The organism is Micromonospora wenchangensis (assembly GCF_002210435.1).
Taxonomy (GTDB): Bacteria; Actinomycetota; Actinomycetes; order Mycobacteriales; family Micromonosporaceae; genus Micromonospora; species Micromonospora wenchangensis.
In genome coordinates this window covers 73,578-99,083 of the sequence record NZ_MZMV01000011.1, presented here as the reverse complement: position 1 = coordinate 99,083, position 25,506 = coordinate 73,578, and the positions used below count along the sequence as shown (strand labels likewise).

General features: G+C 72.0%; 21 protein-coding genes and 1 pseudogene. 5 read left to right on the top strand and 17 right to left on the bottom strand.

Annotation, left to right across the window (positions count from 1 at the left end; all coding sequences use genetic code 11):
• The first annotated feature begins 61 nt into the window (after positions 1–61).
• On the top strand, positions 62–1,528 hold the full coding sequence (locus tag B5D80_RS09125) for a dihydroorotase (RefSeq protein ID WP_088643363.1): 1,467 nt from the start codon (positions 62–64) through the stop codon (positions 1,526–1,528).
• Here B5D80_RS09125 and B5D80_RS09120 read toward each other — a convergent pair.
• The 6 genes and pseudogenes from B5D80_RS09120 to B5D80_RS09095 form a co-directional block, all read right to left on the bottom strand.
• A pseudogene (locus B5D80_RS09120) lies at positions 1,525–2,050 on the bottom strand (transposase); the annotation flags it as partial. The gene B5D80_RS09125 and the pseudogene B5D80_RS09120 sit on opposite strands and share 4 nt — an antisense overlap.
• Positions 2,051–2,298: 248 nt before the next feature.
• A complete protein-coding gene (locus tag B5D80_RS09115) occupies positions 2,299–3,654 on the bottom strand; it encodes an FAD-dependent oxidoreductase (RefSeq protein ID WP_088643362.1) in 1,356 nt (451 codons plus the stop codon).
• Positions 3,651–4,748, bottom strand: coding sequence for an amidohydrolase family protein (locus B5D80_RS09110; protein ID WP_088643361.1), 1,098 nt, complete (start codon positions 4,746–4,748; stop codon positions 3,651–3,653). The genes B5D80_RS09115 and B5D80_RS09110 overlap by 4 nt, the downstream gene beginning before the upstream one ends.
• Entirely contained in the window at positions 4,745–5,719 is a 975-nt protein-coding gene (locus tag B5D80_RS09105) for an aminopeptidase (protein WP_088643360.1), read from the bottom strand. Before B5D80_RS09105 ends, B5D80_RS09110 begins: the two co-directional genes overlap by 4 nt.
• Positions 5,719–6,522 carry an acetoacetate decarboxylase family protein gene (locus tag B5D80_RS09100; RefSeq protein WP_088643359.1) on the bottom strand — a complete coding sequence of 268 codons (804 nt, stop codon included), beginning with the start codon at positions 6,520–6,522 and terminating at the stop codon, positions 5,719–5,721. Before B5D80_RS09100 ends, B5D80_RS09105 begins: the two co-directional genes overlap by 1 nt.
• Before the next feature lie 118 nt (positions 6,523–6,640).
• Positions 6,641–7,681: an amidohydrolase family protein gene (locus B5D80_RS09095; RefSeq protein ID WP_088643358.1), complete on the bottom strand. Its 1,041-nt coding sequence runs from the start codon at positions 7,679–7,681 to the stop codon at positions 6,641–6,643.
• Between the two features lie 97 nt (positions 7,682–7,778).
• Here B5D80_RS09095 and B5D80_RS09090 point away from each other — a divergent pair, with 97 nt between their 5' ends.
• Genes B5D80_RS09090 through B5D80_RS09080 form a run of 3 tightly spaced genes read left to right on the top strand, consistent with a single transcriptional unit; the run spans position 7,779 to position 11,402 of the window.
• A complete protein-coding gene (locus B5D80_RS09090) occupies positions 7,779–9,497 on the top strand; it encodes a thiamine pyrophosphate-binding protein (protein ID WP_088643357.1) in 1,719 nt (572 codons plus the stop codon).
• A 4-nt stretch (positions 9,498–9,501) separates the two neighbouring features.
• On the top strand, positions 9,502–10,422 hold the full coding sequence (locus B5D80_RS09085) for an isocitrate lyase/PEP mutase family protein (RefSeq protein WP_088643356.1): 921 nt from the start codon (positions 9,502–9,504) through the stop codon (positions 10,420–10,422).
• Positions 10,419–11,402: a D-2-hydroxyacid dehydrogenase gene (locus B5D80_RS09080; RefSeq protein ID WP_088643355.1), complete on the top strand. Its 984-nt coding sequence runs from the start codon at positions 10,419–10,421 to the stop codon at positions 11,400–11,402. Before B5D80_RS09085 ends, B5D80_RS09080 begins: the two co-directional genes overlap by 4 nt.
• A 73-nt stretch (positions 11,403–11,475) precedes the next feature.
• Here the strand turns inward: B5D80_RS09080 and B5D80_RS09075 are convergent, their stop codons facing one another.
• The 5 genes from B5D80_RS09075 to B5D80_RS09055 are packed head-to-tail and all read right to left on the bottom strand — an operon-like array spanning position 11,476 to position 17,382.
• Positions 11,476–12,069: a cysteine hydrolase family protein gene (locus B5D80_RS09075; protein ID WP_088643354.1), complete on the bottom strand. Its 594-nt coding sequence runs from the start codon at positions 12,067–12,069 to the stop codon at positions 11,476–11,478.
• On the bottom strand, positions 12,039–13,946 hold the full coding sequence (locus B5D80_RS09070; protein ID WP_088643353.1) for a dipeptide ABC transporter ATP-binding protein: 1,908 nt from the start codon (positions 13,944–13,946) through the stop codon (positions 12,039–12,041). The genes B5D80_RS09075 and B5D80_RS09070 overlap by 31 nt, the downstream gene beginning before the upstream one ends.
• Positions 13,933–14,841, bottom strand: coding sequence for an ABC transporter permease (locus tag B5D80_RS09065; RefSeq protein ID WP_144081615.1), 909 nt, complete (start codon positions 14,839–14,841; stop codon positions 13,933–13,935). Before B5D80_RS09065 ends, B5D80_RS09070 begins: the two co-directional genes overlap by 14 nt.
• Positions 14,838–15,767 carry an ABC transporter permease gene (locus tag B5D80_RS09060; RefSeq protein ID WP_088643351.1) on the bottom strand — a complete coding sequence of 310 codons (930 nt, stop codon included), beginning with the start codon at positions 15,765–15,767 and terminating at the stop codon, positions 14,838–14,840. The genes B5D80_RS09065 and B5D80_RS09060 overlap by 4 nt, the downstream gene beginning before the upstream one ends.
• A 13-nt stretch (positions 15,768–15,780) precedes the next feature.
• Complete coding sequence (locus tag B5D80_RS09055) at positions 15,781–17,382, bottom strand: ABC transporter substrate-binding protein (protein ID WP_088643350.1); 1,602 nt, start codon at positions 17,380–17,382, stop codon at positions 15,781–15,783.
• A 171-nt stretch (positions 17,383–17,553) separates the two neighbouring features.
• Between B5D80_RS09055 and B5D80_RS09050 the strand changes: the two genes are divergently transcribed.
• Positions 17,554–18,729 carry an MFS transporter gene (locus tag B5D80_RS09050; protein ID WP_158224153.1) on the top strand — a complete coding sequence of 392 codons (1,176 nt, stop codon included), beginning with the start codon at positions 17,554–17,556 and terminating at the stop codon, positions 18,727–18,729.
• A 22-nt stretch (positions 18,730–18,751) separates the two neighbouring features.
• Here the strand turns inward: B5D80_RS09050 and B5D80_RS09045 are convergent, their stop codons facing one another.
• The 6 genes from B5D80_RS09045 to B5D80_RS09020 form a co-directional block, all read right to left on the bottom strand.
• Positions 18,752–19,615 carry an amidohydrolase family protein gene (locus B5D80_RS09045; protein WP_158224152.1) on the bottom strand — a complete coding sequence of 288 codons (864 nt, stop codon included), beginning with the start codon at positions 19,613–19,615 and terminating at the stop codon, positions 18,752–18,754.
• A gap of 31 nt (positions 19,616–19,646) precedes the next feature.
• Entirely contained in the window at positions 19,647–21,032 is a 1,386-nt protein-coding gene (locus B5D80_RS09040) for a phenylacetate--CoA ligase family protein (RefSeq protein WP_088643347.1), read from the bottom strand.
• Between the two features lie 46 nt (positions 21,033–21,078).
• Positions 21,079–21,879, bottom strand: coding sequence for an IclR family transcriptional regulator (locus tag B5D80_RS09035; RefSeq protein ID WP_240762795.1), 801 nt, complete (start codon positions 21,877–21,879; stop codon positions 21,079–21,081).
• 83 nt (positions 21,880–21,962) lie between these two features.
• Complete coding sequence (locus tag B5D80_RS09030; RefSeq protein WP_088643346.1) at positions 21,963–23,405, bottom strand: MmgE/PrpD family protein; 1,443 nt, start codon at positions 23,403–23,405, stop codon at positions 21,963–21,965.
• Positions 23,402–24,247 carry a cyclase family protein gene (locus B5D80_RS09025; RefSeq protein ID WP_088643345.1) on the bottom strand — a complete coding sequence of 282 codons (846 nt, stop codon included), beginning with the start codon at positions 24,245–24,247 and terminating at the stop codon, positions 23,402–23,404. Before B5D80_RS09025 ends, B5D80_RS09030 begins: the two co-directional genes overlap by 4 nt.
• Complete coding sequence (locus B5D80_RS09020; RefSeq protein WP_088643422.1) at positions 24,244–25,461, bottom strand: CaiB/BaiF CoA transferase family protein; 1,218 nt, start codon at positions 25,459–25,461, stop codon at positions 24,244–24,246. Before B5D80_RS09020 ends, B5D80_RS09025 begins: the two co-directional genes overlap by 4 nt.
• Positions 25,462–25,506 lie beyond the last annotated feature (45 nt).

Genomic DNA, 25,506 nt, shown 5'->3' with positions numbered 1-25,506 from the left:
TCGGTGTTGCGCTCAGCGGTCCAACGGGCTTAGCCTGTGCCCACCGCAAGGAGGTGGCCCCATGGCTTATGACCTGCTCATCGCCAACACGCGGGCGGTACGCCCGGGCGAGGACGAGCCCGTCCCAACATCCATCGCGGTCCGGTCGGGCCGGATCGCGGCCATCGGGCCGGACCTCTCCCCCGCCGGTGCCGAGGAGGTGGTCGACGCCGGCGGCCGACTGGCCTTCCCCGGCGCGGTCGACGGACACCAGCACTGGGGGATCTACAACCCGCTCGACGTCGACACCGCCAGCGAGTCGCGGGCCTCGGCGCAGGGCGGTGTCACCACCGGGCTGACCTACATGCGCACCGGGCAGTACTACCTGAACCGGGGCGGCAGCTACGCCGAGTTCTTTCCCGAGGTGCTGAGCCTGGCCGAGGGGCGGGCCTACGTCGACTACGCCTTCCACCTCGCCCCCATGCAGGCCGGCCACATCGACGAGATCGGCATGCTGGTCGACGAGTTCGGGGTCAGCTCTTTCAAGATCTTCATGTTCTACGGTTCGCACGGCCTGCACGGGCGCTCCACCGACCAGTCGTCGTTCCTGATGACCCCGCCCGGTGAGCGCTACGATCTGGCGCACTTCGAGTTCGTCATGCGCGGCCTTCAACGGGTCCGGGAACAGCGGCCCGAGCTGGCGGACGGCATCAGCCTGTCGCTGCACTGCGAGACCGCCGAAATCATGGCGGCCTACTCGAAACTGGTGGAGGAGGCCGGGGATCTGAAGGGATTGGCCGCCTACAGCGCGTCCCGCCCGGCGCACTCGGAGGGGCTCGCGATCACCATCGCCTCCTACCTGGCCCACGAGACCGGCCTGCCGGCGATCAACCTGCTGCACCTGTCCGGCGAGAAGGCGATGGAGTCCGCGCTGCGGATGGCCGCCGCCTTCCCGCACGTGGACTTCCGCCGCGAGGTCACCATCGGCCACCTGATCGCCACCTACGACACCGCCGCCGGGCTCGGCGGCAAGGTGAACCCTCCGTTACGCGCCGAGTCCGACCGGCAGGCGCTCTGGCGGGCCGTGCTCGCCGGACAGGTCGACTGGGTGGTCTCCGACCACGCCTGCTGCCGGGACGAGGCGAAGTTCGGCGCCGACCGGGACGACGTCTTCGTGGCGAAGTCCGGGTTCGGCGGGGCGGAGTACCTGCTCCCCGCCCTGATCACCGAGGGACGGCGGCAAGGGCTGCCGCTGGGCCGGGTCGCCGAGTTGGTCTGCGCCAATCCGGCGAAGCGCTACGGGTTGTGGCCGCGCAAGGGGGACCTGGCGGTGGGCTTCGACGCGGATATCGTCCTGGTCGACCCGGACCGCACCTGGACGGTGACGGCGGAGGCCAGTGAGTCCACTCAGGAGTACACCCCGTTCGAAGGGTTCGAGCTGACCGCCCGGGTGGACGACGTATGGCTACGCGGACATCGCATCCTCCGCGATGGCGCGGTCGTCGGCACCCCGCGCGGTGAATACCTGCGCCGCCCGGTCAGCCGCTAGGCCGTGTTTCGTAGGGCGCGGAGCCATTGGTTGATGGCGGCGATGGTGAGGGTGGCTTCGTAGCGCACGGCGAGTCGTAGCGGATGGCCATGGCGCGGTGTTGTTCGAGCTGGTTGATGCCGCACTCCACGGCGTGACGCAGGCGGTAGGTCTCGGGGTCGAAGGCGGGCGGACGTCCGCCTTTGGAGCCTGTGGCCTTGCGGTGGGCATCCTGGCCGGTCTTGCTCGGAATGCACACGCGGATGCTCCGGGATCGCAGGTGGGCTCGGTTGGCTGTGGACGTGTTCGCCTTGTCGGCCAGCACGGTGTCGGGGCGGGTCCGTGGCCGGCTGCCACCGGGGCGGGGGACGCGCACCTTGGCCAGCGCGGGGATGAACCGCGGGCTGTCGCCGCGTCGTCCGGCGGTCACCACCACGGCCATCAGTTTGCGGCCCTTTCGCAGGCCAGATGGGTCTTGGTGGTCCAGCCGCCCCGCGATCGGCCGAGCCCGTGATCGGCCGGTTCGGTCTGCACACCACGAGGTGAGGAGCCGGGCCAAGATAGCGTCACGCTGCCAGCGCCGAAATCATCGATACAGGGTCTGCCAGGTCATGTCGCCTCACCGCCGCTACGCTCGGCACGAGGTCTCCGGTGTGAAGTTCTGCTTGGTCGCTGAACCAACTACCGGAGACCTCTTCGATTAGCGACCACCGCCATGCCACAGGCCGCTACGAAACACGGCCTAGCGGCACCGCCGGTACCGGCCCGGGTCAGACCGGACCGGTACCGGATCAGGCGGTGGCGTGCCGGCCGGCGAGGTATCCGAGGCCGAGGGCCGCGAGCAGGCCGTTTCCGGCCAGATACCCGTCCGCCCCGTGCCCGGAGATGCCTACGGCCGCGCCACCGGCTGCGTACAGTCCCGGCACCGGCTGCCCGGCGCGCAACACCCGGGCGTGCCGGTCCACCCGCAGCCCGCCCTGGGTGTGGAAGAGCGCCCCGGTGACCCGGACGGCCGCGTACGGCGGACGCAGCGGCGCGCCCCAGGCGCTCCGACCGAACGCGTCGGACGCGGTTCCGGAGGCGGCCGCGTCGGCGTCGGCCAGGGTGGCCGCCAGCGCGTCGGTCGGAGCGCCCAGCACGGCGGCGAGCGCGTCGACGTCGTCGGCCCAGCGGACCGCACCGGCGGCCAGCACGTCCCGGTAGTCCTTGAACGCCCGGCAGGCGTCGTGGACGCGTTCGTCGTAGACCACCCAGGCCCGGCCGTCCGGACGGGACAGCACCGGTACGGCGTACTCGGAATAGCCGACCGTCTCGTCTCCGAAGCGTCGCCCGGTGGAGTCGACGAGGAAGCCGCCGTGCATGACCGTCGCCCAGGTGAGCAGGATGGCGTCCGGTACGGCCAGCGAGCCGTGCCCCTGGTAGGCGTCGAGGTAGCCGGTGTCCAGGCCGAGCCGTTCGGCCAGCCGCAACGCGTCCCCGCGCGACGCCTCCCCGCCGTGGTAGACGCCGTGGGCGATCTCGGGCAGGTGACGACGGACCAGGTCGGGGTCGGCGGCGAAGCCGTTGGTGGCCAGCACCACCGCCGGGCAGCTCAGCTCCTCCCGGCTGCCGTCGGGTCGTTCCAGCACCGCGCCCCGGACCGCGCCGCCCTCGTCGGTGCGCACGTCGACCAGCGTGGCCGGCACGATCAGGTGCAGGTCGTCCCGGTCCGCGGCGGCGTCGAGCAGGGCGCGGTGCAGGGCCGCACCGGAGCGGTCCGGCACACTGTGGCAGCGCAGCGCCGAGTGCCCCGGGTAGCGGAAGTCGGTGACCAGTTCGAGAGGGACCCCGCAGTCGTCGGCCAGCCAGTCGACCAGCTCGGGGGCGACCGAGGTGAGCGCGGCGGCCACGACCGGGTCGACCCGGTCGTGGGTCTTGGCCCGGATGTCGGCGAGGAACCGACCGGGTGAGTCCTCGACGCCGGCCGCCCGCTGCCAGCGACTGCCGGCGGCCGGGATCATCGAGGTGCTCATCGCGGTGTTGCTGCCCTGCCGGAACGTCTCCCGAGCCTCGGCGAGGACGACGGTGCGGCCGGGTCGGGCGGCGGCCAGCGCGGCAGCCATGCCTGCCGCTCCGGCGCCGGCGACCAGGGTGTCGCAGTCGTTCATGAGCCGGCCGTCCCGGGCGGGCTGTCGGGGTCGAGGCCGTAGAAGCGGGCCGCGTTGCGCCAGAGGATCTTCTCCCGGGCCGTGGTGTCCAGGAAGTCGGCGCTACGGATCCAGTTCGCGGCGCCACCGGGGTGGTCCCAGGCGAACGGATGGTCGGTGCCGATGGTGAGCTGGTCCACCCCGACACGCTCGATCACCATCTCCAGCGCGCGCTCGTCGTGTACCAGCACGTCGTAGAAGAGGTTGCCGGCGGAGAGGTACTCACTGGGCGGTCGGGCCATCGTGCGCTGCGCCGGGGAGATCATGTGCCAGCGGTGGTCGAACCGGCCCAGCGAGTGGATCGCGATGCCGCCGCCGTGGGTGAAGCACATCCGGAAGTCGGGGTAACGGTCCAGCAGGCCGGAATGGATCACCGTCATCAGCCCGATGCTCGCCTCGACCGGCGCGGCGAACGAGCTCTCGAAGTAGTACCGGCCGAGCCGGTCGCCGGCGCCGAGCTTGTCGAAGAACGCCGGGTGGACGTTGGCGGTCACGCCGGCCTCGGCCATCGCCTCCAGCACCGGCAGGATCTGCGGATCGTCGAGGTTGCGCCCGTTGACCGCCGGGGTGAGCACGAAGTGCCGCAGCCCCAACTCCGTCACGGCGTGGTCGAGCACGGCCAGCGCGGCTTCGCGGTCCTGGAGCGGTAGTTGCGCCAGCCCCCGGTAGGTGCCCGGGGCGGCGGCCTCCAGTTCGGCCAGCTCGGTGTTGAGTTCCCGGCAGAAGGCCGCGCCGCGGGCCGCGTCCAGGTGGTAGTTGAACAGGAACCCGGCCACCTGGACGGCCTCGAAGCCGATCCCCTGCTGCTCGGCGCGGGCGGCGAGCCGGGCCGTCGGGTCGGCCAGGTCCACCTCGGGCGGGGCGAAGGCCAGCACGGTACGTCCCAGTGCGAACGCCCGCCGGCCGTCGGCCTCGGTGACCGGTCGCCAGCCGTACCAGTCCCGTCCTTCCCGCCCGGCGGTGAGCAGCCCTCGGGGCCAGAAGTGGGTGTGGGTGTCGATGGCCGGCACCCCGGAGACGGCGTCTCCGGGGGCCGGGGCGGATGCGGCGGTCATGCCACCTTCACGATCTTCCCGTCCTGGACCAGGATCTCCCCGTCCACCTCCACGGTGGGGGTGAGCAGCAGCAGGTCGACGTGGATCGGGGCCTTGACCGTCCCGCCGACCACACTGTTGCCCAGCGCGAAGTGGACGGTGCCGACCTGCTTCTTGTCCTCGGTGATGTTGCCGAGGAAGCGGGCCGCCGGGTTGGTGCCGATGGAGATCTCACCGAGGTTGTCGCCGTTCTCCACCCCGTCGATCATGCGGCGCAGCTCGCCGGCCTGGTCGCCGCCCTCGATCCGGACCGCGCGCCCCTGGTCGAAGTGGACCCGGATCGGTTCGCGCAGCTTGCCGAGCTGGTGCGCGGAACCGTCGGCGACCAGGACGCCCTGCCCGGTGCCGGTGGCCGGAGCGCTCCACGCCTCGCCGCTGGGGTAGCTGGAGATCTGGCCGGGCTCACGGGCGAAGGACGCGCCCACTCCGCAGGTGACGCCCTCCAGGCTGGCCGTGAGGTCGGAGCCCTGCTGCGAGGTGACCCGGATCCGGGAGCCGGCGGTGATCGCGTCGGCCAGCGGTTTGGTGATCCGGTGGACCTCCTCGTAGTCGGCGATGCCCGCGCCGCCGGTCAGCTCGGCCCGGGTCACCCCGGTCATCACGATCGCCCGGGCGCCCCGGTTGAGTGCCTGCTTGAGTTCGGGGGTGAAGCTCAGCGCGGTCGAGGTCGGCGAGATGATCACGTCCGCGCCGGCCAGTGCGGCGGCGACGATCCGGTTCGCCGGTTCGCCGGCCCGGGCGCGGGCGGGCTGGACCAGCAGGGTGCCCTCGGCGCCGGCGGCGGCAACCGCCGCGAGGAGCGCGTCGACGACCGCGTGGTCGGAGTTGTGGTCGGCGGCGACGGCGACGAGTTCCCCGGGCCGCACGGCCAGGGAGGTGTTCACGATGTTGTCGGCGGCCTTGGCGACCTGGATCGCGGCCCAGTCGGTCATCAGTGGTCCTCTCGCAGCAGGGTGGCGCCGGCCTTGGTGGTCCAGCCGCGCTGGAAGCTGTACGCCTCGACGATCTCCAGTGGCTGGAAGCCGTCGAGGTCCTCGTTGATCACGTCGGTGAAGATCTCCACGCCGCCGGTGCCCTTCCAGGCGTCGATGGTGGTGGCCCGGTCCAGGTCGAGGGCGAAGAGCTGCCGCTGGTCGGGCACCTGCGGGCTGGGCGAGGGGATGTGCCGGTAGGTGTAGACGCGGTGCCCGTGCGAGGGCACCGCGTCGTCGTCGATCTTCTCGGTGAGCTGGATGTCCACGTTGAAGATCCGCCGGCCGAACCGGTCCACGGTCCCCCGCATCCGGCTGCCGGGGCCGATCGGCCCGAACGCCGGGTTGGCCGGTTGGATCTTGGTCTTGTGGATGACGCCCTGCTTCTTGGCGAAGCCCATGAAGTGGCCGAAGACCACCGACCAGTCCTCGCTGACGTAGATGTAGGCGCTGAACCGGCCGGGCTGGCCCTGGTAGGTGCAGTAGAGGCCGAGGATGCCCTCCTGGTACTGCGACCACTGCGGTTCGGTCCAGGCCTGGTCGGGGTGGCTGTCGCTGACCTTGACCATATCGGCGACGTAGGCGTAGGCCAGGGCCTCCGGGTGCAGGTCGAGGCCGTCGGGCAGGTAGGCGCGGGCCTTGTCCGGGTCGACCCGGTAGATCACCTGGATGGCGTCGGCGCTGATGTGGTGCGGGGGGTCGTCGACGAGCGCCGCCCGACCCGACGGGGACAGGGGATTGCCGAACCCTCGAAGCGTGGCCATCACATTCCTTCCACTCAGCGAAACGGCGTTCCACGAAACGTAGGGGGGCCCGTCGAACCGTGTCAAGGGCCGGACGGACGCCGTGACCAGCGAATCCGCCGTCGGGCGCGACGGGACGTCAGCCGGCGCCGCCGACCGCCCGCCGGGCGCCGTCGAGGAAGAGAGCCGCGTTCTCCCGGACCACCATGTCCTTCTCCCGGCTGGTCAGGAACGGCTGATCGGCGACCCAGCGCACCGCGCCGACCTCGGGAATGTCCCCGCCGTACGGGTGGTCGGTGCCGATCACCACCCGGTCCGAGCCGACCCGCTCGACAAGCAGTTGCAGGGCACGCTCGTCGTGCACCAGGCAGTCGTAGTGGAACCGGCGCAGGTACCGGTCCGGAGCCTCGGCCAGCAGGCCACTGTCCCGCCCCTGCAGGTAGCGCAGGTTGAGCCGGCCGATGCCGTACGGCAGCCAGCCACCCCCGTGCGAGCAGCAGATCCGGGCGCCCGGGTGCCGATCCAGCAGGCCCGAGTAGATCAGCGACGCCAACGCCAGCCCGGACTCGAGAGGCACACCCACCGAGTTGTCGAACATGTGCCGGCAGGTGCGCTCACGCCCGGCACGGGTGTACCAGTTGGCGTGGATGACGATCGCCGCCCCGGCGGCGAGCACCTGGTCGAGGATGGCGACCACCTTCGGGTCGTCCAGATTGGCGTCCTCGACGTTGGTGCCGATGCTGAACGCATACAGGCCGAGGTCCTTCACTGCGTGGTCGAGCACCCGCAGCGACGCGTCGTGGTCCTGCAGCGGCAGCAGTCCGAGGCCGGTGAAGGTGCCGTCGGAGGCGGCCTGTGCGTCGGCCAGGTCCGCGTTGACGTCTCGGCAGTACGCCTCGGCCTCGGCAGCCGGAAGGTCGTACCCCCAGAGGAAGACCGGGACCATCGCCGCCTCGCGGACGATGCCCTCGGCGGCCCGGCGTTCCCGACGGGCGGCCAGGTCGGTCGAGTACAGGTCGACCGGGGCCGGGGCGTCCCGGTCCCCGGCCACGATCCGAGGGGTGGCGGCGGTGAGGTCGGCGTCCCAGGCGTGCCAGCGCCGGCCGGCCCGGACGGCCGACGCGAACTCCCGGGGCCACCAGTGACTGTGCAGATCCACGGCCTGACCAGGTCGATGCATGACACGCACCCCTCTTGTTCCGGTTGATGAAACGGTGTTTCATAAAGTAGCGCAGCCGACGGGGGCGGGACAGGCCGACCGACACAGGACGTGACACATGGATCTGACATACGGAAGCGACGTGATGGTGGCGCTGCTCCAGCGCCTCGGCATCCGGTACGTGGCAGCCAACCCCGGTGCCTCGTTCCGGGGCCTGCACGACTCCCTCACCACCAGCGGAAGCCCCGAGGTGATCTCGGCGCTGCACGAGGGCGTAGCCGTGGCCGTCGCCCACGGCTACGCCAAGGCCTCCGGCGAGGTGATGGCCGCCGCCGTGCACAACCTGGTCGGCCTCCAGCAGGCCGTGATGGCGACCTTCAACGCGTACGCCGACCACGCGCCGGTGCTCCTGCTCGGCGGCTCCGGCCCGGCCGACCAGGCCCGCCGCCGACCGTGGATCGACTGGGTGCACACCGCGAACCAGCAGGGCCAGGCTGTCCGGGACGTGGTCAAGTGGGACACCGAACCCACGTCCGTCGCCGCCCTGCCCGACCTGATGCTCCGCGCCCACCAGCTCGCCGTGGCCCAACCGCCCGGCCCCACCTACGTGGCCCTCGACGCGCTGATGCAGGAGTCGCCCGCGCCCGCGGTCGACCTCGGCGACTGGGGGCCGGCCCCGCTCGCCCCGCCGACCGCCCCGCTGGATCGCCTCGAGGCCGTCGCCGACCTGCTCGTCGCCGCCGACTCCCCGGTCGTCCTCGCCGACTTCGTCGGCCGCAGCCGGGCCGGCTTCGACGCGCTGCGCCGGCTCGCCGAGACCCTCGCCGTGCCCGTGGTGGACCTCGGCAGCCGGCACAACTTCCCCACCGGGCACTGGGCCGACTGCACCGCCGACCGGGCCGGCCGGCTCGCCGACGCCGACCTCGTCCTGGCGCTGGACTGCCGGGACGTCCGCTGGGCCACGTCCCAGGTGGACAACGACCGGCGCGGTTACCGGATGCTCACCCGGCCCGGCACGAAGCTCGCCGTGATCACCCTCAACGACCTGAAACACAACGGCTTCCTCGACCTGGAACCGCCGATCCGGGCCGACGAGTACCTGGTCGCCGACACCGCCGTCGCCCTGCCCGTCCTCGCCGACCTGGTCGCCGAGCGGGTCGCCCGCCGCGCCGACGCCGTCGCCGCCCGACGCGAGTGGCTGACCGGCCACACCGCCGCGCTGCGCGCCGCGCAGGGTCCGCCGCCCGAGTCGCCGCACGGCGGGATCACCGAGGGCGTCCTCGCCGCCGCCACCTACGACGCGGTACGCGACGGCCCCTGGCAGATCGGCTTCACCATGTTCCGGGGCTGGCCCCGGCGCACCTGGGACCTGGTCGACTACAACTGCCACCTGGGCGGCTCCGGCGCCGGTGGCCTCGGCTTCGGCATCGGCGGTTCGATCGGCGCGGCCCTGCACCACCGCGACGACGACACCGTGGTGGTCGACCTGCAACCCGACGGCGACCTGCTCTACACCCCGCAGGCGCTCTGGACCGCCGCCCACCACCGGCTCCCGCTGCTGGCCGTGGTGGTCAACAACCGCAGCTACGGCGCGGACTGGCTGCACCAACGTCGGGTGGTGCAGACGCGCGGCGGCGACCTGGACCGGGCCCGGCACGGCATGGACCTGACCGGACCGGACGTCGACCACGCCGGGATGGCCCGCGCCCAGGGCGTCGAGGCGTTCACCGTGACCGACCGCGACGCCCTGGCATCCACCCTCACCGAGGCGGTCAAGAGCGTCCGCGAGGGTCGTCCCGTCCTGGTCGACGTGGTCGTCGACCTGCCGGAGGTGTGATCCGATGCCGGTACACGCCCCGGTCGGCTTCGCCGACGTCCTCGCCGCCGAACCGCCCGTCTACGCTGCCGGCGTCTGGGACGGGCTCAGCGCCACCCTGGCCGCCGCAGCCGGTTTCCGCTGCCTCTTCGTCTCCGGTTTCGCCGTGGCCGCCTCGCTCGGCCTGCCCGACGCCGACCTCTACACCCGCGCCGACATGACCCGCGCGGTCGGCGTCGCCGCCCGGGCCGGCGGCCTGCCGGTCATCGCGGACCTGGACACCGGCTGGGGCAACGCGGTCAACGCGTACCACGCCGCCCGGGACTTCGAGCAGGCCGGCGCGGCGGCGCTGATGCTGGAGGACCAGATCTCCCCCAAGCCGGGGCCGCTGAGCGAACAGGCCGGAGTGAGCCTGGTGCCCCGGGCCGAGGCGGCGGCGAAGGTCCGCGCGTGCGTCGACGCCCGGGACCGGGCCGCCGTGGTCGCCCGGACCAACGCCGACACCGTCGACGAGGTGCTGCGGCGCGCCGAGGCGTACGCGGCGGCCGGGGCGGACGTGGTCTTCCCGATGCGCCACGACGAGACGTTCCCGTTCGAGGCGTGGCAGGCCACCCGGGACGCCTGCGGCCGGCCACTGGCCGCCGCGGTCGCCCCCGGCAGTTGGCTGGAACGCGAACTCACCCCCGGCATCGCCCGGGAACTCGGCATCGCCGTGGTCATCTACGGGCTCCAGGGCCTGCTCGCCACCGCCCGCGCGCTCACCGCGGCGTACACCGACCTGCTCGGCCCGGAGCCCGGCGTGGTCGCCGCCCGGGGCGTACCGCTGCGCGAGTTCACCCGGCTCATCGGCTACGACGAGGTCACCCGGCTCCGCGACCGCTACCTGGACGCCGGCGGTGTCCCGCCCCGGCCGGGCGGCCCCGGGGCCGGGCCGGGCGACACGTGAGCGGGTCGAGCGGCACCGTCCTGGCCGCCGCGCACGCGCTGATCGCCCCGCTGACCGAGGCGCAGGTCGAGGCGATCCGCGCCGCCGCCGCACCCGAGCAGGTGGTGGTCGCCCGGGACCCCGCCACCGTGCTGCGGCACGCCCCCGACGCGGCCGTCCTCTTCGGTGACATCCAGCCGGCCGCCCTCGACGCCGCGCCGAACCTGCGCTGGGTGCAGTCGGTCGGCGCCGGCGTGGACCGGATCGCCGCCCACCTCGCCGGCCGGGACGTCCGCCTGGTCTCGGCCAAGGGCGGGATCGTCGGCGCGCACCTGGCCGAGCACGCGTTCGCGCTGCTGCTCGCCCTCACCCGGGGCGTGGCGACGGTGCTGCGCGCGCCCGACTGGACCGACGCGTACCGCATCGCGGTGCGGGCCACCCAGTGGGAGTTCACCGACCGGACCATGCTGGTGGTCGGCCTCGGCGGGGCCGGCCGTGCGGTGGCCCGCCGGGCCCGGGGCTTCGAGTTCGCGCGGATCGTCGCGGTCGAGCCGGAGTCCGTCGAGCCCGGCCCCGACGTGGACCTGCTGGTCACCCCGGACCGACTGGACGAAGTGCTGCCCACCGCCGACGTGGTGGTGCTCACCGTGCCGCTCACCCCGGCCACCCGCCACCTGCTGGACGCCAGCCGGATCGCCACGCTGAAACCCGGCGCGATCCTGGTCAACGTCAGCCGAGGCGAACTGGTCGACGAATCGGCCCTGCGCGCCGCGCTCACCGGCGGACGCCTCGGCGGGGCCGGGCTGGACGTGGTGACCAGGGAGCCCCTCGCCCCCGACGACCCGCTGTGGCGACTGCCCAACGTGGTGGTCACCCCGCACATCGCCGGCGGGTCGCCGCGCCGCGCCGAACGGGTGGTCGAGCAGTTCTGCGAGAACCTGCGCCGCTGGCACGCCGGCGAACCCCTGCTCGGCGAGTTCGACCGCGACCGCGGCTACTGAGATCCGGGACCCCGCCCGACCAGACGTCGCGCCGGCGGTCCCGGGGCGGCACGGCGTGCCGCCCCGGGCGGGTTCAGGCGGACAGGACGGCGGCAGCGGGCCGGACGGTGGCGACGGCGTGCGCGAGGGTGGCCAGTGTGGCCCGCTGCACCTGTTCCGCCGGCAGGTCGAAACCGGCTGCGGTGACCGGCAGCGCGGCGGTCAGGTCGGCGACCACCAGCACGTCGAGGTCGCGGGCGCGGGCGTCCTGGGCGGTGGCCTGGACACAGATGTTGGTGGTGACACCGGCGAGGACCACCCGGCCCGCGCCGAGCGTGCGCAGCACCACCTCGAGGTCGGTGCCGTAGAACGCCGACTGGCGGGGCTTGACCACCCGGATCTCGTCGTCGCGTGCGCCGAGGCCGGGATGCAGGTCGGCGGCCGGGCTCCGGAACATCTCGGCGACCGCGGCGCCGTACCCGGCGGTGGTGGCGGCGCCCATCGACACGCCGGGGCGCAGCTCGCGGGTCACCCACACCAGCGGTACGTCGCGGGCGCGGGCCGCATCGGTGAACCGGGCGATCCGATCCACCAGCCCGGCGGCGTCCGGGACGGCCAGCGGACCCGTGACGTACTTGCGTTGGACGTCGATGACGATCAGGGCGTCACCGGGGCCGAGGGGACGCACGACGCCTCCTTCCGGGTCGTCGGGCGATCCCGGTACCGGCCGAGGTCGGTCTCGGGGTCGAGCACCGCGTCGAGGAGTTGCCGGGTGTACGCCGCCGCCGGCCGCTGGTAGATCGCGTCGACCCGGTCCAGTTCGACGATCTTCCCGCTGGACATCACCGCCACCCGGTCGGAGATGTACGCCACCGCCGCCAGGTCGTGCCCGATGAACAGGTACGTCAGGCCGAGCCGGGCCTGCAGATCGCGCAGCAGGTTGAGGATCTGCGCTTGAATGGAGAGGTCCAGCGCGGCGACCGGCTCGTCCAGCACCATCAGCGCGGGTTCCAGCGCGAGCGCGCGTGCGATGGCGACCCGTTGGGCCTGCCCGCCCGAGAGCTGGTGCGGGAAACGTCCGGCGTAGTCGCCGTCCAGCCCGACCAGGTCGAGCAGTTCGGTGACCCGGCCCCGCCGCTGGGCCTTCGAGCCCCGTTTGTGCACCAGCAGTGGCTCGTCGACGATCTGCCCGATGGTCATCCGGGGGTCCATGGAGGAGTACGGGTCCTGGAAGACCACCTGAAGGTCACGGCGGACGTCACGCATGGCCTTGCCGGAGAGCCGGGCGATGTCGACGCCGCCGATGACCACCCGTCCGGAGGTGGGGGCGAGCAGCCCGGACATGATCATGGCGGTGGTCGACTTGCCGGACCCGGACTCCCCCACCAGGCCGAGAGTGGTGCCCTTCGGAATGGTGAAGGAGACGTCGTCCACCGCCCGCAACACCCGGCCCTTACGGCCGGAGCCGAGTGGATATTCCTTGACCAGGTTCTCGACCGCCACGAACGGTTGTTCCGCATCGCCGGGCCGGGCGTCGACGAGCGGATCGCCGCCCGCACGCCAGTAGCCGAGGTCGCCGTCGGCGCTCAGCCGTTCGGTCCAGTGGCAGGCCGCGACCTGGCCGGCGCCGCTCAGTTGCAGGACCGGCAGTTCCTCGGCGCAGCGGTCGGTGGCGAACCGGCACCTGGGGTGGAAGGAGCAGCCGGCCGGCAGCCGGGCCGCGTTCGGAGGCGCGCCGGGAATGGCGGTCAGCGTGGACCGGAGCCGCCGCAACCGGGGCAGCGACCCGAGCAGCGCGGCGGTGTACGGATGGCCGGGCTGGTGCAGCACCTGCTCCGCGGTGCCGTACTCGACGACCCGGCCGGCGTACATGACGGCGACCCGGTCGGCGACGGCCGCCGCCACGCCGATGTCGTGGGTGATCAGGACGACCCCCATCGACAGGCGGTCCCGCAACTCGATCATGGTCTCCAGCACCGCGCCCCGGACGCTGGTGTCCAGCGCGGTGGTCGGCTCGTCGGCGAGGAAGAGCGGCGGGTCCAGGGCGATCGCCATGGCGATCATGACACGCTGACGCATGCCGCCGGAGAGCTCGTGCGGGTACTGCTTCGCCCGGCGGGCCGGGTCGTCGATTCGGACCACGCTGAGCAGGTCCATGGCCCGCTGCCACGCGTCCTTCGCCGACGCGCCCCGGTGCACCCGTAGGATCTCGGCGATCTGGTCGCCGACGGTGAAGCTGGGGTCCAGCGAACTCATCGGGTCCTGGAAGACCATGCCGTAGTTCTCGGCGCAGAACCGGCGCAGCTGCGCGCCGCGCAGCCCGAGCACGTCACGGCCCTGGAAGCGGACCCGGCCGGCGGTGTGGCCGTTGGCCGGCAGCAGCCCCGCGACGGCATGCAGCGAGACGCTCTTGCCGGAGCCGGACTCGCCGAGCACCACCAGGGTCTCGCCCTGCCGCACCGACCAGTCGGCTCCCCGGACGGCGTGCACCGGCCCGCCGAGGGTGTCGAAGGTGACGTCCAGCCCTTCGACCTCGAGCAGCGGTACGGCGTCAGCGCCGGCCATGCGGATCCCACCTCTCACTCAACCAGTCACCGACGACGTTGACGCTCAACACGACCAGGGTGATGGCCACGCCGGGGACCAGCGGGATCCACCATGCGGTGTCGAGGTAGCCACGGCTGGCGCTCAGCATCCCGCCCCAGGTGGCGGTGGGCGGCGGCACCCCGAGCCCGAGGAAGCTGAGCGAACTCTCGATGACGATGGACCGGGCCACCACGAACGTCCAGACGACGATGAGCGGACCGGCGATGTTGGGCAGTACGTGCCGGGCGAGGATGCCGACGCCCCGGCGGCCGATGGCCACCGCCGCCCGGAAGTAGTCGGTGGAGACCACGTTCAGCGTCTTGGCGTGGGCGAGCCGGGTGAACGGCACCCATTCCCAGAGCACCAGCACGATGATCAGCACCGACAGTTTGGCGCCGAAGACGGCGACCACGGCGAGGGCGACGATGAGGAACGGGAATGCGGTGAGGATGTCGACCGTCCGCATGATCACCGACTCCACGATGCCCCGGTAGTAGCCGGCGACGACGCCGAGGACGGTGCCGAGCAGCCCGGCGAAGGTGGCCGCGACGAACCCGACGGTGAAGCTGACCCGGCCGCCGTAGATGGCGCGGCTGAGCAGGTCCCGGCCGAGTTCGTCGGTGCCGAGCAGGTGCCCGCCCTCGCCGCCGAACAGCGACGGTGCGGCGAGCCGGTTGAGCAGTACCTGCTCGTTGGGGTCGAACGGCGCGACGGCCGGGGCGAAGATCGCGGCCAGGACGCCGACGATCAGGAAGCCGAGCGCTATCCGGGCACCGAAGTGTCTCGGCAGGAGGCGTCGGCGTCGGGGCGCGGGGACGACCTCGGCGTCGGGTTCGGTCCCGCCGGGGCCAGGGACGGTCAGCACTGTGCTCATCGGGTCACCAACTGCGCCTTGAGTCGGGGGTCGACCACCTGGTAGAGCAGGTCGACGATGAAGTTGATCAGCACGACGAGCACGCCGATGACGAACACGCCCGCCTGGAGCACCGGGTAGTCGCGGGCGGTGACGGACTCGACCATCAACCGGCCCAGGCCGGGCCAGGAGAACACCGACTCGATCACTACCGAACCCGCGATGAACTGGCCGAGTTCCAGCCCGACGAGCGAGAGCATGGGCACGGTGACGTTGCGCAGGATGTGCCGGTAACGGATCCGCCGGGTGCTGTAGCCGAGCGAGTTCGCCGTCCGCACGTACCCCTTGCTGAGTTCCTCCAGGGTGTACGCCTGCACCAGCCGCATCTGCCGGGCGCAGATGAAGGCGGCGAGGGTGACGGCCGGCAGGATCAGGCTCATCGCCCCGTCCCCGCCGAAGCTCGGCAGCCAGCCCAGGCTGACCGCGAAGATCATGATGAGCACGAGGCCGAGCACGAAGTTCGGCACGCTCTGCCCGAGGATGGCAAGGCCGTTGACGGCCCGGCCGAGGAGCCCGTCGCGGTGCACCGCACCGAGCACCCCGGCCGGTACGCCGAGTCCGACCGCGATGAGCATCGCGATGATGGTCAGCAGCGCCGATGCCGGGAACCGGTCCAGCACCAACGCCATCGCGTCGCTGCGGTACTGGTACGAGTCGCCGAAGTCGAGCACCAGCAGGTCGCCGAGGAACCTCACGTACTGGACGAGCACCGGTTCGTTCAGCCCGAGGTTGCTGCGGATGGCCGCCAGGGTCTCCGGGTCCGCGTCCGCACCGGCGATGGCCGAAGCCGGGTCGCCGGAGATGCGGACCAGGAAGAACACCAGGCTGGACAGTCCGAGGATGACCAGGACCAGCTGCAGGAGCCGCTGTCGCAGAAGCTTCGCCACGGTCGGACCCCGTTTAGCCCGTCACCTTGGTGATCAGCTCCCAGGCCGGGTTGCCCGCCTGGTCCACCTTGAATCCCCGGATCTTGTCGGAGCTGGCCCAGACGTCCGGCATGGTCATCACCGCCACCGACGGGACGTCCTCCTTGTAGATCTTCGACAACTCGCAGAACGCCTGCTGCCGCTCCGGGGTGCCCTCCTCGGCCGAGCGCAACTTGCCGAACCACTCGTCGTACTTCGGGTTGGAGTAGCCGATGTTGTGCTGGGGGTAGCCGCTGACCAGGCGCTCGAGCTGCACGGAGGCATCCACGAATGGTGAACTGCTCATGCCCCAGGCGAAGAAGTCGGCCCGTTCGGTGCGGTTGTAGTACACGTCGAGGTAGTTGGAGAACTCCATGGGGGCGATCTCCACCGACTCGACCGCGTCCAGCTTGTTGACCATCTCGCCGATCGCCTGGGCCAGCAGGGTGTCGTTGAGGATGAAGCCCTGCGAGGTCTGGAACTTCAGTTTGAGCCCGGAGACTCCGGCCTCGGCCATCAGCTTGTTGGCCGCGGCCAGGTCGTACGGGTACCGGGTGACGTCCTTGCAGTAGCCGGACATGAAGCTCGGCGCCAACTGGCCCTGGCCGACCTGACCCTTGCCGCCCATGACGCCCTGGACCAACGCGTCCAGGTCGAGGGACTGGGCGATCGCGCGCCGGACCCGCACGTCGGTCAGCGGCCCGGAGTCGGTGAACAGGTCCACCACGTAGGTGCGGGGTTCGACCGCGTCGTAGAGCGTGAAGGCTCCGGACTCCAGGGGCTTGATTCCGTCGATCGGGACCTTGGTGATGATGTCGACGTCACCGGCGCGCAGGGCGGCCACCCGGGCCGCGTCCTCCGGGATCGCCTTGAAGGTGATCGAGGCCGGCAGGGCCTTGCCCTGTCCGGAGTTGGGGTTCGGCACCAGCACGAGTTCCTTGCCGGGGACGAACTTCTCCACCATGAACGCGCCGGTGCCGATGGGCTTGACGTTGAACGCCTTCGCGCCCACCCGCGCGTGTTCCTTGGGCGGGACGATCGGCATCGCGCCGAGCAGCCGGGGCAGGATCGCCTCCGGCGCGCTCATGGTGAACCGGATGGTGTTGTCGTCGACCGCTTCGACCTGCTTGATGATGCCGAGCTTGCCGCGGATGCTCGCCTCGTTCTTCGGGTCGAGCATGAACTTGGTGGAGTAGACGACGGCCGCGGCGTCGACCGGCTCGCCGTTGGCGAACTTCAGGTCCTTGCGGAGGACGAACTGCCAGGTCAGATCGTTGACGCGGGTCCACGACTCGGCGACGCCGGGGACCACCTTGGCACCCTCACCGAGGGTGTCGACCCGGGTCAGCAGGGACCAGACCGGGTAGGCGTAGAAGGAACGCGGCGGGGACGTGGCGGAGAATGCGTCAAGGTCGGGGTTGATCGCCCCGACCCCGACCACGATGTTCGCCCCGGCTGCTCCCGGGGAGGAGTCCGCCTCCGCCTTCTTGTCCCCGTTGGACGAACCACAGGCTGTGGCCAGGAGGGCCACCACCCCGACCAGAGCAGAAACCTTCAGGGCTCTGAACCGGCCGAGAACTTCCGTCTTCGGACTCATCCCGGCACCCCTCTCCCGTACGATTCGCACTTCGATCCGCTTGGCGGAACAGCGTTTCTACACACTAGGACCGGCTTCTCCGGAGTGTCAACGGCCTGACGTGCCGTTATGGACCCATGCCAGGGTTTACGGTACGTTCAGCGAAACATCGTTCCGCTGAATGGACCGCCTGTGGCGCCTTCTCCACCGCTCGGTACCGACGCGATCCTGACCGTCACCGCCCTGTCCGCGGTCGGCGCCACCGGCTACGGAACACTCGCCCCGGCGATGGCGGAACTCGCCGCCGCGTACCAGGTCTCGGAAACCGCCGTCGGGCTCCTCCAAGGCGTGATCGCGGTGCCGGGCATCGTGCTGACCGTGGCGCTGGGCGGCCTCTCCGACCGACTCGGCCGCGGCCGGGTGGCGCTCGCCTGCCTGCTGCTGTTCTCCGTCGCCGGCACCGCCTGCGCGCTGGTCGACTCGTTCGGCACGGCCGTCGCGCTCCGGACGGTCCAGGGAATCGGCTTCGCCGGCCTGCTCACCATCCCCCCGACCGTGATCGGCGAAACCCTGACCGGCGCAGCCCGGCAGCGCGGCCTGGCGGTCAACACCTTCGTGCTGACCACCGCCTCCACGGTCGGACCGATGGCCGGCGGCGCGGTGGCAAGCCTGGGCGACCCGCGGGCCGCGTTCTGGCTCTACGCGCTGGGCGCGCTGCTGGTGCCCGGCACCGTCCGGGTGCTGGGACTCGGCCCCGGGCGACGGGCGACGGGCGACCACCGCTCCGCCAAGCTCCTGGCCGACCTGCGGCAGACCGGAGAGCTGCGCACCGTGATCGGCGCGCTGACCCTGACCACCGTCGTCATCGGCCTGATGACCGCGGCCACCGCGGCGATGCTGCCGCTGGCCCTGGACCGGGTCTTCGAGGTGCCCCTGGCGGCTCGAGGTCTGCTCGTCGGACTCGGCAACGTGGGCAGCCTCGCCGCCTCGGCGGCCCTGGCCCTGCTCGCCGGCCGAACCGCCGACCGGCACGTCGCCCGGATCGGGCTCGGGTTGTGCGCGGCCTCCCTGCTGCTCACCGCCGCCGCCGCGGCGGTGTGGGTGGTGGCGGTCGCCGTGGTCCTCCTCGGCGTCGGGGTGGGCTGCGCGTACAACGCCTCCGTGCACGCGGTCTCCCGGCAGCCGGTCGACGGCCGGGGCATGCTCATCGGCGCGTGGTCGGCGTCGTCGCGGCTCGGCCAGTCCACCGGCCCGGCCGTGGGCGCGGTGCTGGTCGGCACGGTCGGCCCGATGGCCGCGTTCTCAGTCGGTGGCGCCGCCGCCGTCGTCGCGCTTGTCGCCCTCACCGTGGTCGGTCGACGCCGGTGACGCGGGCCCGGCGGCGGGGCCGTCAGCCGGTGAGGCCGTAGAGGCGCAGGGCGTTGTCGCGCAGCACCGCCGTGGCCGACTCCGCCCGCAGGCCCAACTCGGCGAACTCCGTCATGGCGCGCTCCGGGTCGATCACCGGGTAGTCGGTGCCGAAGAGCACCTTCTCCCGGCCGAAGGTGTTCATGTAGTGCACCAGTGCGGCCGGCCAGTGCTTCGGGGCGTACGCGTCCACCCCGATGTACACGTTGGGGTGCTTGTACGCGACCGCGATCATCTCCTCGGTCCACGGCCACCCGGTGTGGATGCCGACCAGCTTCAGTTCGGGGAACTCGCAGGCGACCGTGTCGAGGGTGATCGGCCGGCCGACGCTGCGCAGCGGCCGGGCGTCGTCGTATCGCAGGCAGTGGCCCACCTGGAGCTGGATCGGTACGCCCAACTCGGCGCACTTGGCGTAGATCGGGTAGTAGCGCCGGTGGTCCGGGGGCAGCCCGAACCAGTGCGGGTACGAGTGCGCGCCGACGAAGCCGTACTCGGTGACCGCCCGTTCCAGGTGCCGCAACTCGGCCATGCCGGCGGTCGGGTCCAACCCGACCAGGCCACTGAATCGGTCCGGATGCGCGGCGACCAGTTCCGCGACCGTTTCGACCTGCAGGGCGTAGCTGTTGACATCACCGGCCGGGCCGAGCTTCGCGGCGATCAGGAACGACCGGGCGATCCCGGCCCGGTCCATCTTGGCCAGATACTCCTCGATCGTCGTCCCGGGCAGCCGGTCCCCGACCCCGATCTTGCGACCGAGGAAGTCCTTCGACCACGCCGGTCGCCCGGCCACGATCTCGGGTGTGTACGGATTGACGACCACGTCGATGGCACCGGTATACACGGTCACGACCTCTCTGAACAGCTTCGTGTCGACGACGTCAGCCGACGTGACGGCGGTCGACGAGACGACGGGGTTTGGCATCGGCCAGGGGGTCGTAGATGTCGTCCACACCGACCACCCGCACCTCGGGAGTGAGGTGGGTCAGGTCGCGGATCCGCGACCGCACGGCCAGGACCAGCGCGTCGGCGTCCCGGCCCGCGACCGGCGCGACCTCGACCACCACGCCGTCGCCGGAGAGCGCGTCACCGGGGAGCCGGTGGTCGAGGACCACCCGGTACTCGGCGACGCCGGCCAGGTCGACCAGGGCGTCGCCGAGCACGGTCAGGTTGACCAGGGTGCCGTTGACCTTGACCAGGTCCTTGGTGCGGATCGGCTGGGAGACGATCCGCTCGGCGCTCCGCCCGCAGGCACACCGCTCGCGGGTCAGCCGGACGATGTCGCCGACGGCGTACCGGAGGAAGGCGGTGCCCCGGGCCCGCAGGTGGGTGATGAGCAGCAGGCCGGGTTCCCCGTCGGGCACCGGCTCCCCGCTGGCCGCGTCGACGGTCTCGAGGTGGATCAGGTCCGGGGTGGGATTGTGCCAACCCGCCCCCTGCCCGCACTCGATCATCGACCAGCCCTCGGTCGAGCCGTATCTGTTGGCGACCCGGGCTGACTCCGCGCCCACCGCGCGCAGCCGGGCACGCAAGTCCTCGATGCCGGCGGCGCTCGTCGCCTCGCCGGTGACGAAGCACCAGCGGACCGCGGGAAGCCGCAGCCCGCGTTCGGCGGCCCGGATCAGCACCCGGCGGACGAACCCGGCCACCCCCCACAGCACTGTCGCACCGTGTGCCACCACCAGGTCGATCGCCTCGTCGAGCCGGCGGTGCACCGGCCAGTCCGGCGAGGGGCGACCGGTGTGCCCCTGGAAGATGGTCGCCCCGACAGCCGCCGCCGTCCGGTCGGCGCGGATCCGGGCGCCCATCGGAAACGGGGTGAGCGGGAAGAGGTTCGCGATCACCTCGTCGGCACCGAGACCAAGCAGTCGGGCGCAGCGCCGGGCGTGCAGCAGGTAGGCCCAGTCGTCGCTGGTGGTGACGTAGAGCGGGGCGGGCGCTCCGCTGGTGGTGCCGGTGGTGTAGATGACGTACGCGAGGGTGCGGTCGGCGACCGGCAGGTCGGCCGGGGCGGTCAGCCGGAAGGACTCGGGGTCACCGAGAAAGTCCTGCTTGCCGGTGACCGGAAGCCGGTGCAGGTCCGCGATCCCGCGTACCCGGTCCGGGTCGACGCCGGCGCGCGCGAAGAGTCGACGGTAGTGGGGGTGGTGCCGGGCCAGTAGCTGGACCTGCGCCGCGATCAGCGGGGCACGTAGCCGGTCCACCTCGCCGGGCTCCGCGTAGAGCACCGAGTCGCCCGATGGGTCGAGCACGGATGGCACCGACACCGCTGTTCCCTCCCGTGGGGCGGCGCGGCCCCACCACTGGCGGGCATCACTCCGTGGAGCGTTGCCCGATGATCGCCGACTCCCGGTGGCCCATCAGGGCCGAGAGTCGCCGTACGGCGTCCAGCAGCGCGTCCGCCGCCTCGTCGATCTTCGGTTCGAAGCGGCGCAGGGGGCCGCACACGCTGATCGCCGCGGTCGGCTTGCCCCGGTGGTCGAAGACCGGGGCGGCCACCGAGGCCGCGTCGGCCTGGCGCTCCCCCAACGACCGGGCGTACCCGCGCTTGCGGATGCGGTCCAGGTCGGCGCGCAGTTGCTCAGGCGTGGTGATGGTGGCGTCGGTCAGCCGCTCGAACGGGCCGGTCGCCAGGTAGGCGTCCTGCTCCTCGGGGTCGAGGAAGGCCAGCAGCGCCTTCGACGACGAACCGGCGTGCAGCGGGTACGGATGACCGAGCCGCACCGACATGCGGATGTCGGTGGGCGGGGTCTCCTGGTCGATGTAGATCCGGGTCCAGCCGCTGCGGATGGAGAGCGTGGAGGTCTCCTGGGTGGCGGTGACCAGCTCGTGCAGGATCGGCTGAGCCATGCGACGCACGTCGATGCCTTCGAAGTAGGTCAGGCCCAGCTTGAGTGCCGCGTGGCCGAGCGCGTACCGGCGGGTCTGCGGCTCGATCTGGATGTAGTCCTTCTCCAGCAGGGTCGACAGGATCCGGTGCACGACGGCCTTCGACAGTCCGAGCGCCTTGGATATCTCGGTGACCCCGAGGGTGGACTCCCTCCGTTCGGTGAAGAGGGTGAGCACCTCCATCGCCCGTCCCACGGTGAGAATCGTCTTGCTGGTCTCGCTCACTGACAGTCCTTCCGCTGCGGCGTCAGACCACTCCGGTCCGTGACGCGGCGAACGAGATTGTACGCCGAGGGCGACGTAGTTCCTCACAGCGGAATACCGTTCTCAAAGACCAGAGGGCTGAGCAGGTCATCCACCGAGGCCGCGTCGGGCAGCGCCCGAGCGGCCCGGGCGATCGCGGTCACCCGCTCCGGTGGCAACACCCGGCCGGCGTTGTCGCGGAACTTGCCGGCGACCTCGTCGTCGGTGAGCGGGCGGTGCGAGCCGCCCCGGTTGGCGAGCACCGCCTCCTCGAGGAGCCGGCCGTCGGTGGTGCGCACGCGCAGCACGGCCGGGAACTGGTGCGGGAAGATCTCGTCGCAGCGCGGGTCGGCGACCACGGTGATCCGGCTCATCAGGTGCCGCCGGACCGGGTCGCGGGCCAGGTCGTCGGTGAAGTCGTCCAGACCCAGACCGAGACCGCCGCCACCGAGCAGCGCGGCCGCGACGGTGTACGGGCCGGAGAACTGCGCCTGGTAGCCGGTTTCCGGGGACTGCTTGACGTCGAGGGGCTCGCCGATGGTACGGACGGTGGCGGTCGGCACCGCCAACTCGACGCTGGCGACGTCGGCCGGGCGCAGGCCGGCGCCGCGCAGCGCCAGCGCCGCGTCGATGCCGGCGTGCGTGAAGTGGTTCGCCGGGTACGGCTTGAAGAAGATCCCCGGCACCTCCCAGCGCTGGCCGAGCCCGTCGGTGACCGCTCCGGCGTCGAACTCGCCGCCGAGGAACGCCTGGAAGAAGCCGAAGCGCCCCTCCAACAGAGTCGGCGGTCCGGTGATCCCCCGTTGGGCCAGCTGCGCGGCGTACACCCCGGCGTGCGCGGCCCAGCCGCAGTGCATCCGCTTGACGGTGCCGCCGGTGCGGTTGCTCTCGATGATCCCGGACGCCATGCTGGCCGCGATGCCCATGGCGTGCAGCACGCCGTCGGCGGAGAGACCGAGCAGTTTCGCGGCGGCGGCGGCGGAGCCCACCGCCCCGCACATCGAGGTGGCGTGCTGTCCCCGGTCGAAGTACCGGTTCGCGCCGGTCTCGGCGTCGTACCCGGCCATCCCCACCCGTACGCAGATCTCCAACCCGACCGCGATCGCGGCGACCACCTCCGCGCCGGTGGCCCGGGTCCGCTCGGCGACGGCCAGGGCCGCCGGGACCACGCTGGCGCTGGGGTGCAGCACCGACGGCAGGTGGGTGTCGTCGTAGTCGAGCGAGTGGGCGAGCACACCGTGGGCGAACGCCGCCTCGCTGGCCGGCACCCGCTGGCGCAGCCCGACCACCCGGGCGTCCGGCCGGCCGCCCCGCTCGGCGACCAGCTCGAGCACGGCCACGCTGGTGGGCAGGGTGGTGGCGGCGACCGCGATACCCAGCACGTCCAGCACCCGTTGGGCGACGCTGCGCACCACCGGCGGGGGCAGGGCAACGCCTGCCGGCCCGTATTCAGCGGCGAACGCGGCGAGCTGACCGGCGAGGGTGGCCGCCGGCGGCGTGCCGGTCATCCGGACACGACCAGGGCAAGCGGGCGGACCGGGCTGCCGGTCGCGCCGACGATGTTCAGGTGCGCGAGGACGAGGGTGAACTCCCGCACCCCGGACTCGGCCAGTTCCTCCAGGGCCATCGCCTCGATGAGGTTGATCCCGTGCTCGGCGAGCAGCACCCGGTGCGCGGGCAGCAGGGCGTGCCCGGACCCGGCGGCCAGGCGTTCGAAGGCGATGGTGTCCGCACCGGCCACCCGGACGTCCCGGGCGGCGATCCACCGGGCACCGGCCTCGCCGACGCCGGGCACCCCGGTCGCGTGTCCGAGGTAGGCCTCGCGGTCGTCATAGCGGCGCCCCCAGCCGCTGCGGATCAGGACCACGTCGCCCGGTCCGACCGGGGTGCCCTGCCGGGCGACGGTAACGTCCAGGTCGGCGGGCGTGATCTCGTATGCCGCATCGAGGGCGGGCACCCCGAGCGCGGCCGGCACGTCGAGCAGCACCCCTCGTCCCACCAGTGGGGGCAGTTCGTCGATCGCCCCGGTGCTGAAGCCGCCGCCGGTCTGCGCCCGCATCGCGTCGGAGCCGCCGTGCAGCCGGCCGTCGACGGAGACGTGCGCGAGGGCGTCGATGTGCGTGCCGACGTGGGTGCCCAACGAGATCAGGTCGTTGGCGGCGGACATCCCGTCGGCCCGGTAACTGTCGCCGTGGCGGCGGGGCAGGGTGTGCCAGAACGGCGGGTGGTTCGGCGACTGGGGCATGCCGATGCGCAGCGGCCGGCCCAGGTCGAAGACCCGGACCCCCGCCTCGACGGCGGCGAGCAGAACGTCGCCCCGCCGCTCGCTCGGGATGGTCTCCACGGTCATCGCAGCACTCCCCGGTCTCGCAGCTCGGCGAGTCGTTCCGCGCCGATACCCAGTTCGTCGCCGAGCACCTCGTCGGTGTCGGCTCCCACGCCCCGCCCGGTGAAGCGGATCTCTCCGGGGGTGTCGCTCATCCGGAACAGCACGTTCTGCATCCGGATGTGGCCCAGGTCCGGATCGGGCACCTGGGTAATCATGTCCAGCGCCCTGACCTGCGGGTCGGCCAGGAGTTCGTCCGGCGCGTACACCGGCGCGACGGCGGCCCCGGCGGCGGTGAACGAGTCGATCACCTCGACCCGGGTCCGCACGCCGATCCAGTCGGCCACGTACCCGTCGAGCAGGTCGGCGTGCCGTGCCCGGCCGGCGCCGGTGGCGAACCACTCCTCGCCGATCACCTCGGCGTGCCCGACCAGGGTCAGCACCCGTTCGGCGATGGAGGTCGCCGAGGTCGAGATGGCCACCCAGTGTCCGTCGGAGGTTCGGTACGTGTTGCGCGGGGCGTTGTTCAGCGACCGGTTGCCGGTCCGTTGCTGGACCACGCCGAGCTGGTCGACGTAGATGACGCTCGGACCGACCGCCGTCATGATCGGTTCCAGGATGTCGAGGTCGATCTCCTGGCCGGTGCCGTCGCCGGTGGCCCGCGCGTAGAGGGCGGTCAGCACCGCCGCCGCGCCGGCGATCCCGGCGATGGAGTCGGCCAGTCCGAAGGCGGGCAGCATCGGCGGTCCGTCCGGCGCCCCGGTCAGGTGGGCGAAGCCGCTCATCGACTCGGCGAGGGTGCCGAAGCCGGGCCGGGCGGCGTACGGGCCGGTCTGTCCGAAACCGGTGACCCGCAGCAGCACCAGCGCCGGGTTGAGCGCCCGCAGGTCCGCCCAGCCCAGGCCCCAGCGCTCCAGTGTGCCGGGGCGGAAGTTCTCCACCACCACGTCGGCGGTGCGGACCAGTTCCCGGAAGATCTCCTGACCCTCCGGGTCGCCCAGGTAGAGCCCGACGGTCCGCTTGTTCCGGCCGATCATCTTCCACCAGAGGCCGATGCCGTCCTTGCTGAGGCCGTGGCCCCGCATGCCGTCTCCGTGCCGCGGGTGTTCGACCTTGATCACGTCGGCGCCGAAGTCGCCGAGGATCTGGCAGGTCAACGGACCCGCCAGGATCGTCGACACGTCGAGCACCCGGACACCGTCCAGTGCCCGCCGGCTCCGCGACTCCTGACCACCCACCCGGCCCACTCCCGTCGTTCGGTCGTTCCGTTAGCAGGAACGTCG

Coding starts and splice junctions, on each gene's coding strand:
- B5D80_RS09055 (WP_088643350.1), bottom strand. CDS start 17,382: ATGAGTCCGAAGACGGAAGTTCTCGGCCGGTTCAGAGCCCTGAAGGTT.
- B5D80_RS09115 (WP_088643362.1), bottom strand. CDS start 3,654: ATGAACGACTGCGACACCCTGGTCGCCGGCGCCGGAGCGGCAGGCATG.
- B5D80_RS09085 (WP_088643356.1), top strand. CDS start 9,502: ATGCCGGTACACGCCCCGGTCGGCTTCGCCGACGTCCTCGCCGCCGAA.
- B5D80_RS09090 (WP_088643357.1), top strand. CDS start 7,779: ATGGATCTGACATACGGAAGCGACGTGATGGTGGCGCTGCTCCAGCGC.
- B5D80_RS09065 (WP_144081615.1), bottom strand. CDS start 14,841: ATGAGCACAGTGCTGACCGTCCCTGGCCCCGGCGGGACCGAACCCGAC.
- B5D80_RS09025 (WP_088643345.1), bottom strand. CDS start 24,247: ATGACCGTGGAGACCATCCCGAGCGAGCGGCGGGGCGACGTTCTGCTC.
- B5D80_RS09105 (WP_088643360.1), bottom strand. CDS start 5,719: ATGACCGACTGGGCCGCGATCCAGGTCGCCAAGGCCGCCGACAACATC.
- B5D80_RS09125 (WP_088643363.1), top strand. CDS start 62: ATGGCTTATGACCTGCTCATCGCCAACACGCGGGCGGTACGCCCGGGC.
- B5D80_RS09110 (WP_088643361.1), bottom strand. CDS start 4,748: ATGACCGCCGCATCCGCCCCGGCCCCCGGAGACGCCGTCTCCGGGGTG.
- B5D80_RS09095 (WP_088643358.1), bottom strand. CDS start 7,681: ATGCATCGACCTGGTCAGGCCGTGGATCTGCACAGTCACTGGTGGCCC.
- B5D80_RS09100 (WP_088643359.1), bottom strand. CDS start 6,522: ATGGCCACGCTTCGAGGGTTCGGCAATCCCCTGTCCCCGTCGGGTCGG.
- B5D80_RS09070 (WP_088643353.1), bottom strand. CDS start 13,946: ATGGCCGGCGCTGACGCCGTACCGCTGCTCGAGGTCGAAGGGCTGGAC.
- B5D80_RS09030 (WP_088643346.1), bottom strand. CDS start 23,405: ATGACCGGCACGCCGCCGGCGGCCACCCTCGCCGGTCAGCTCGCCGCG.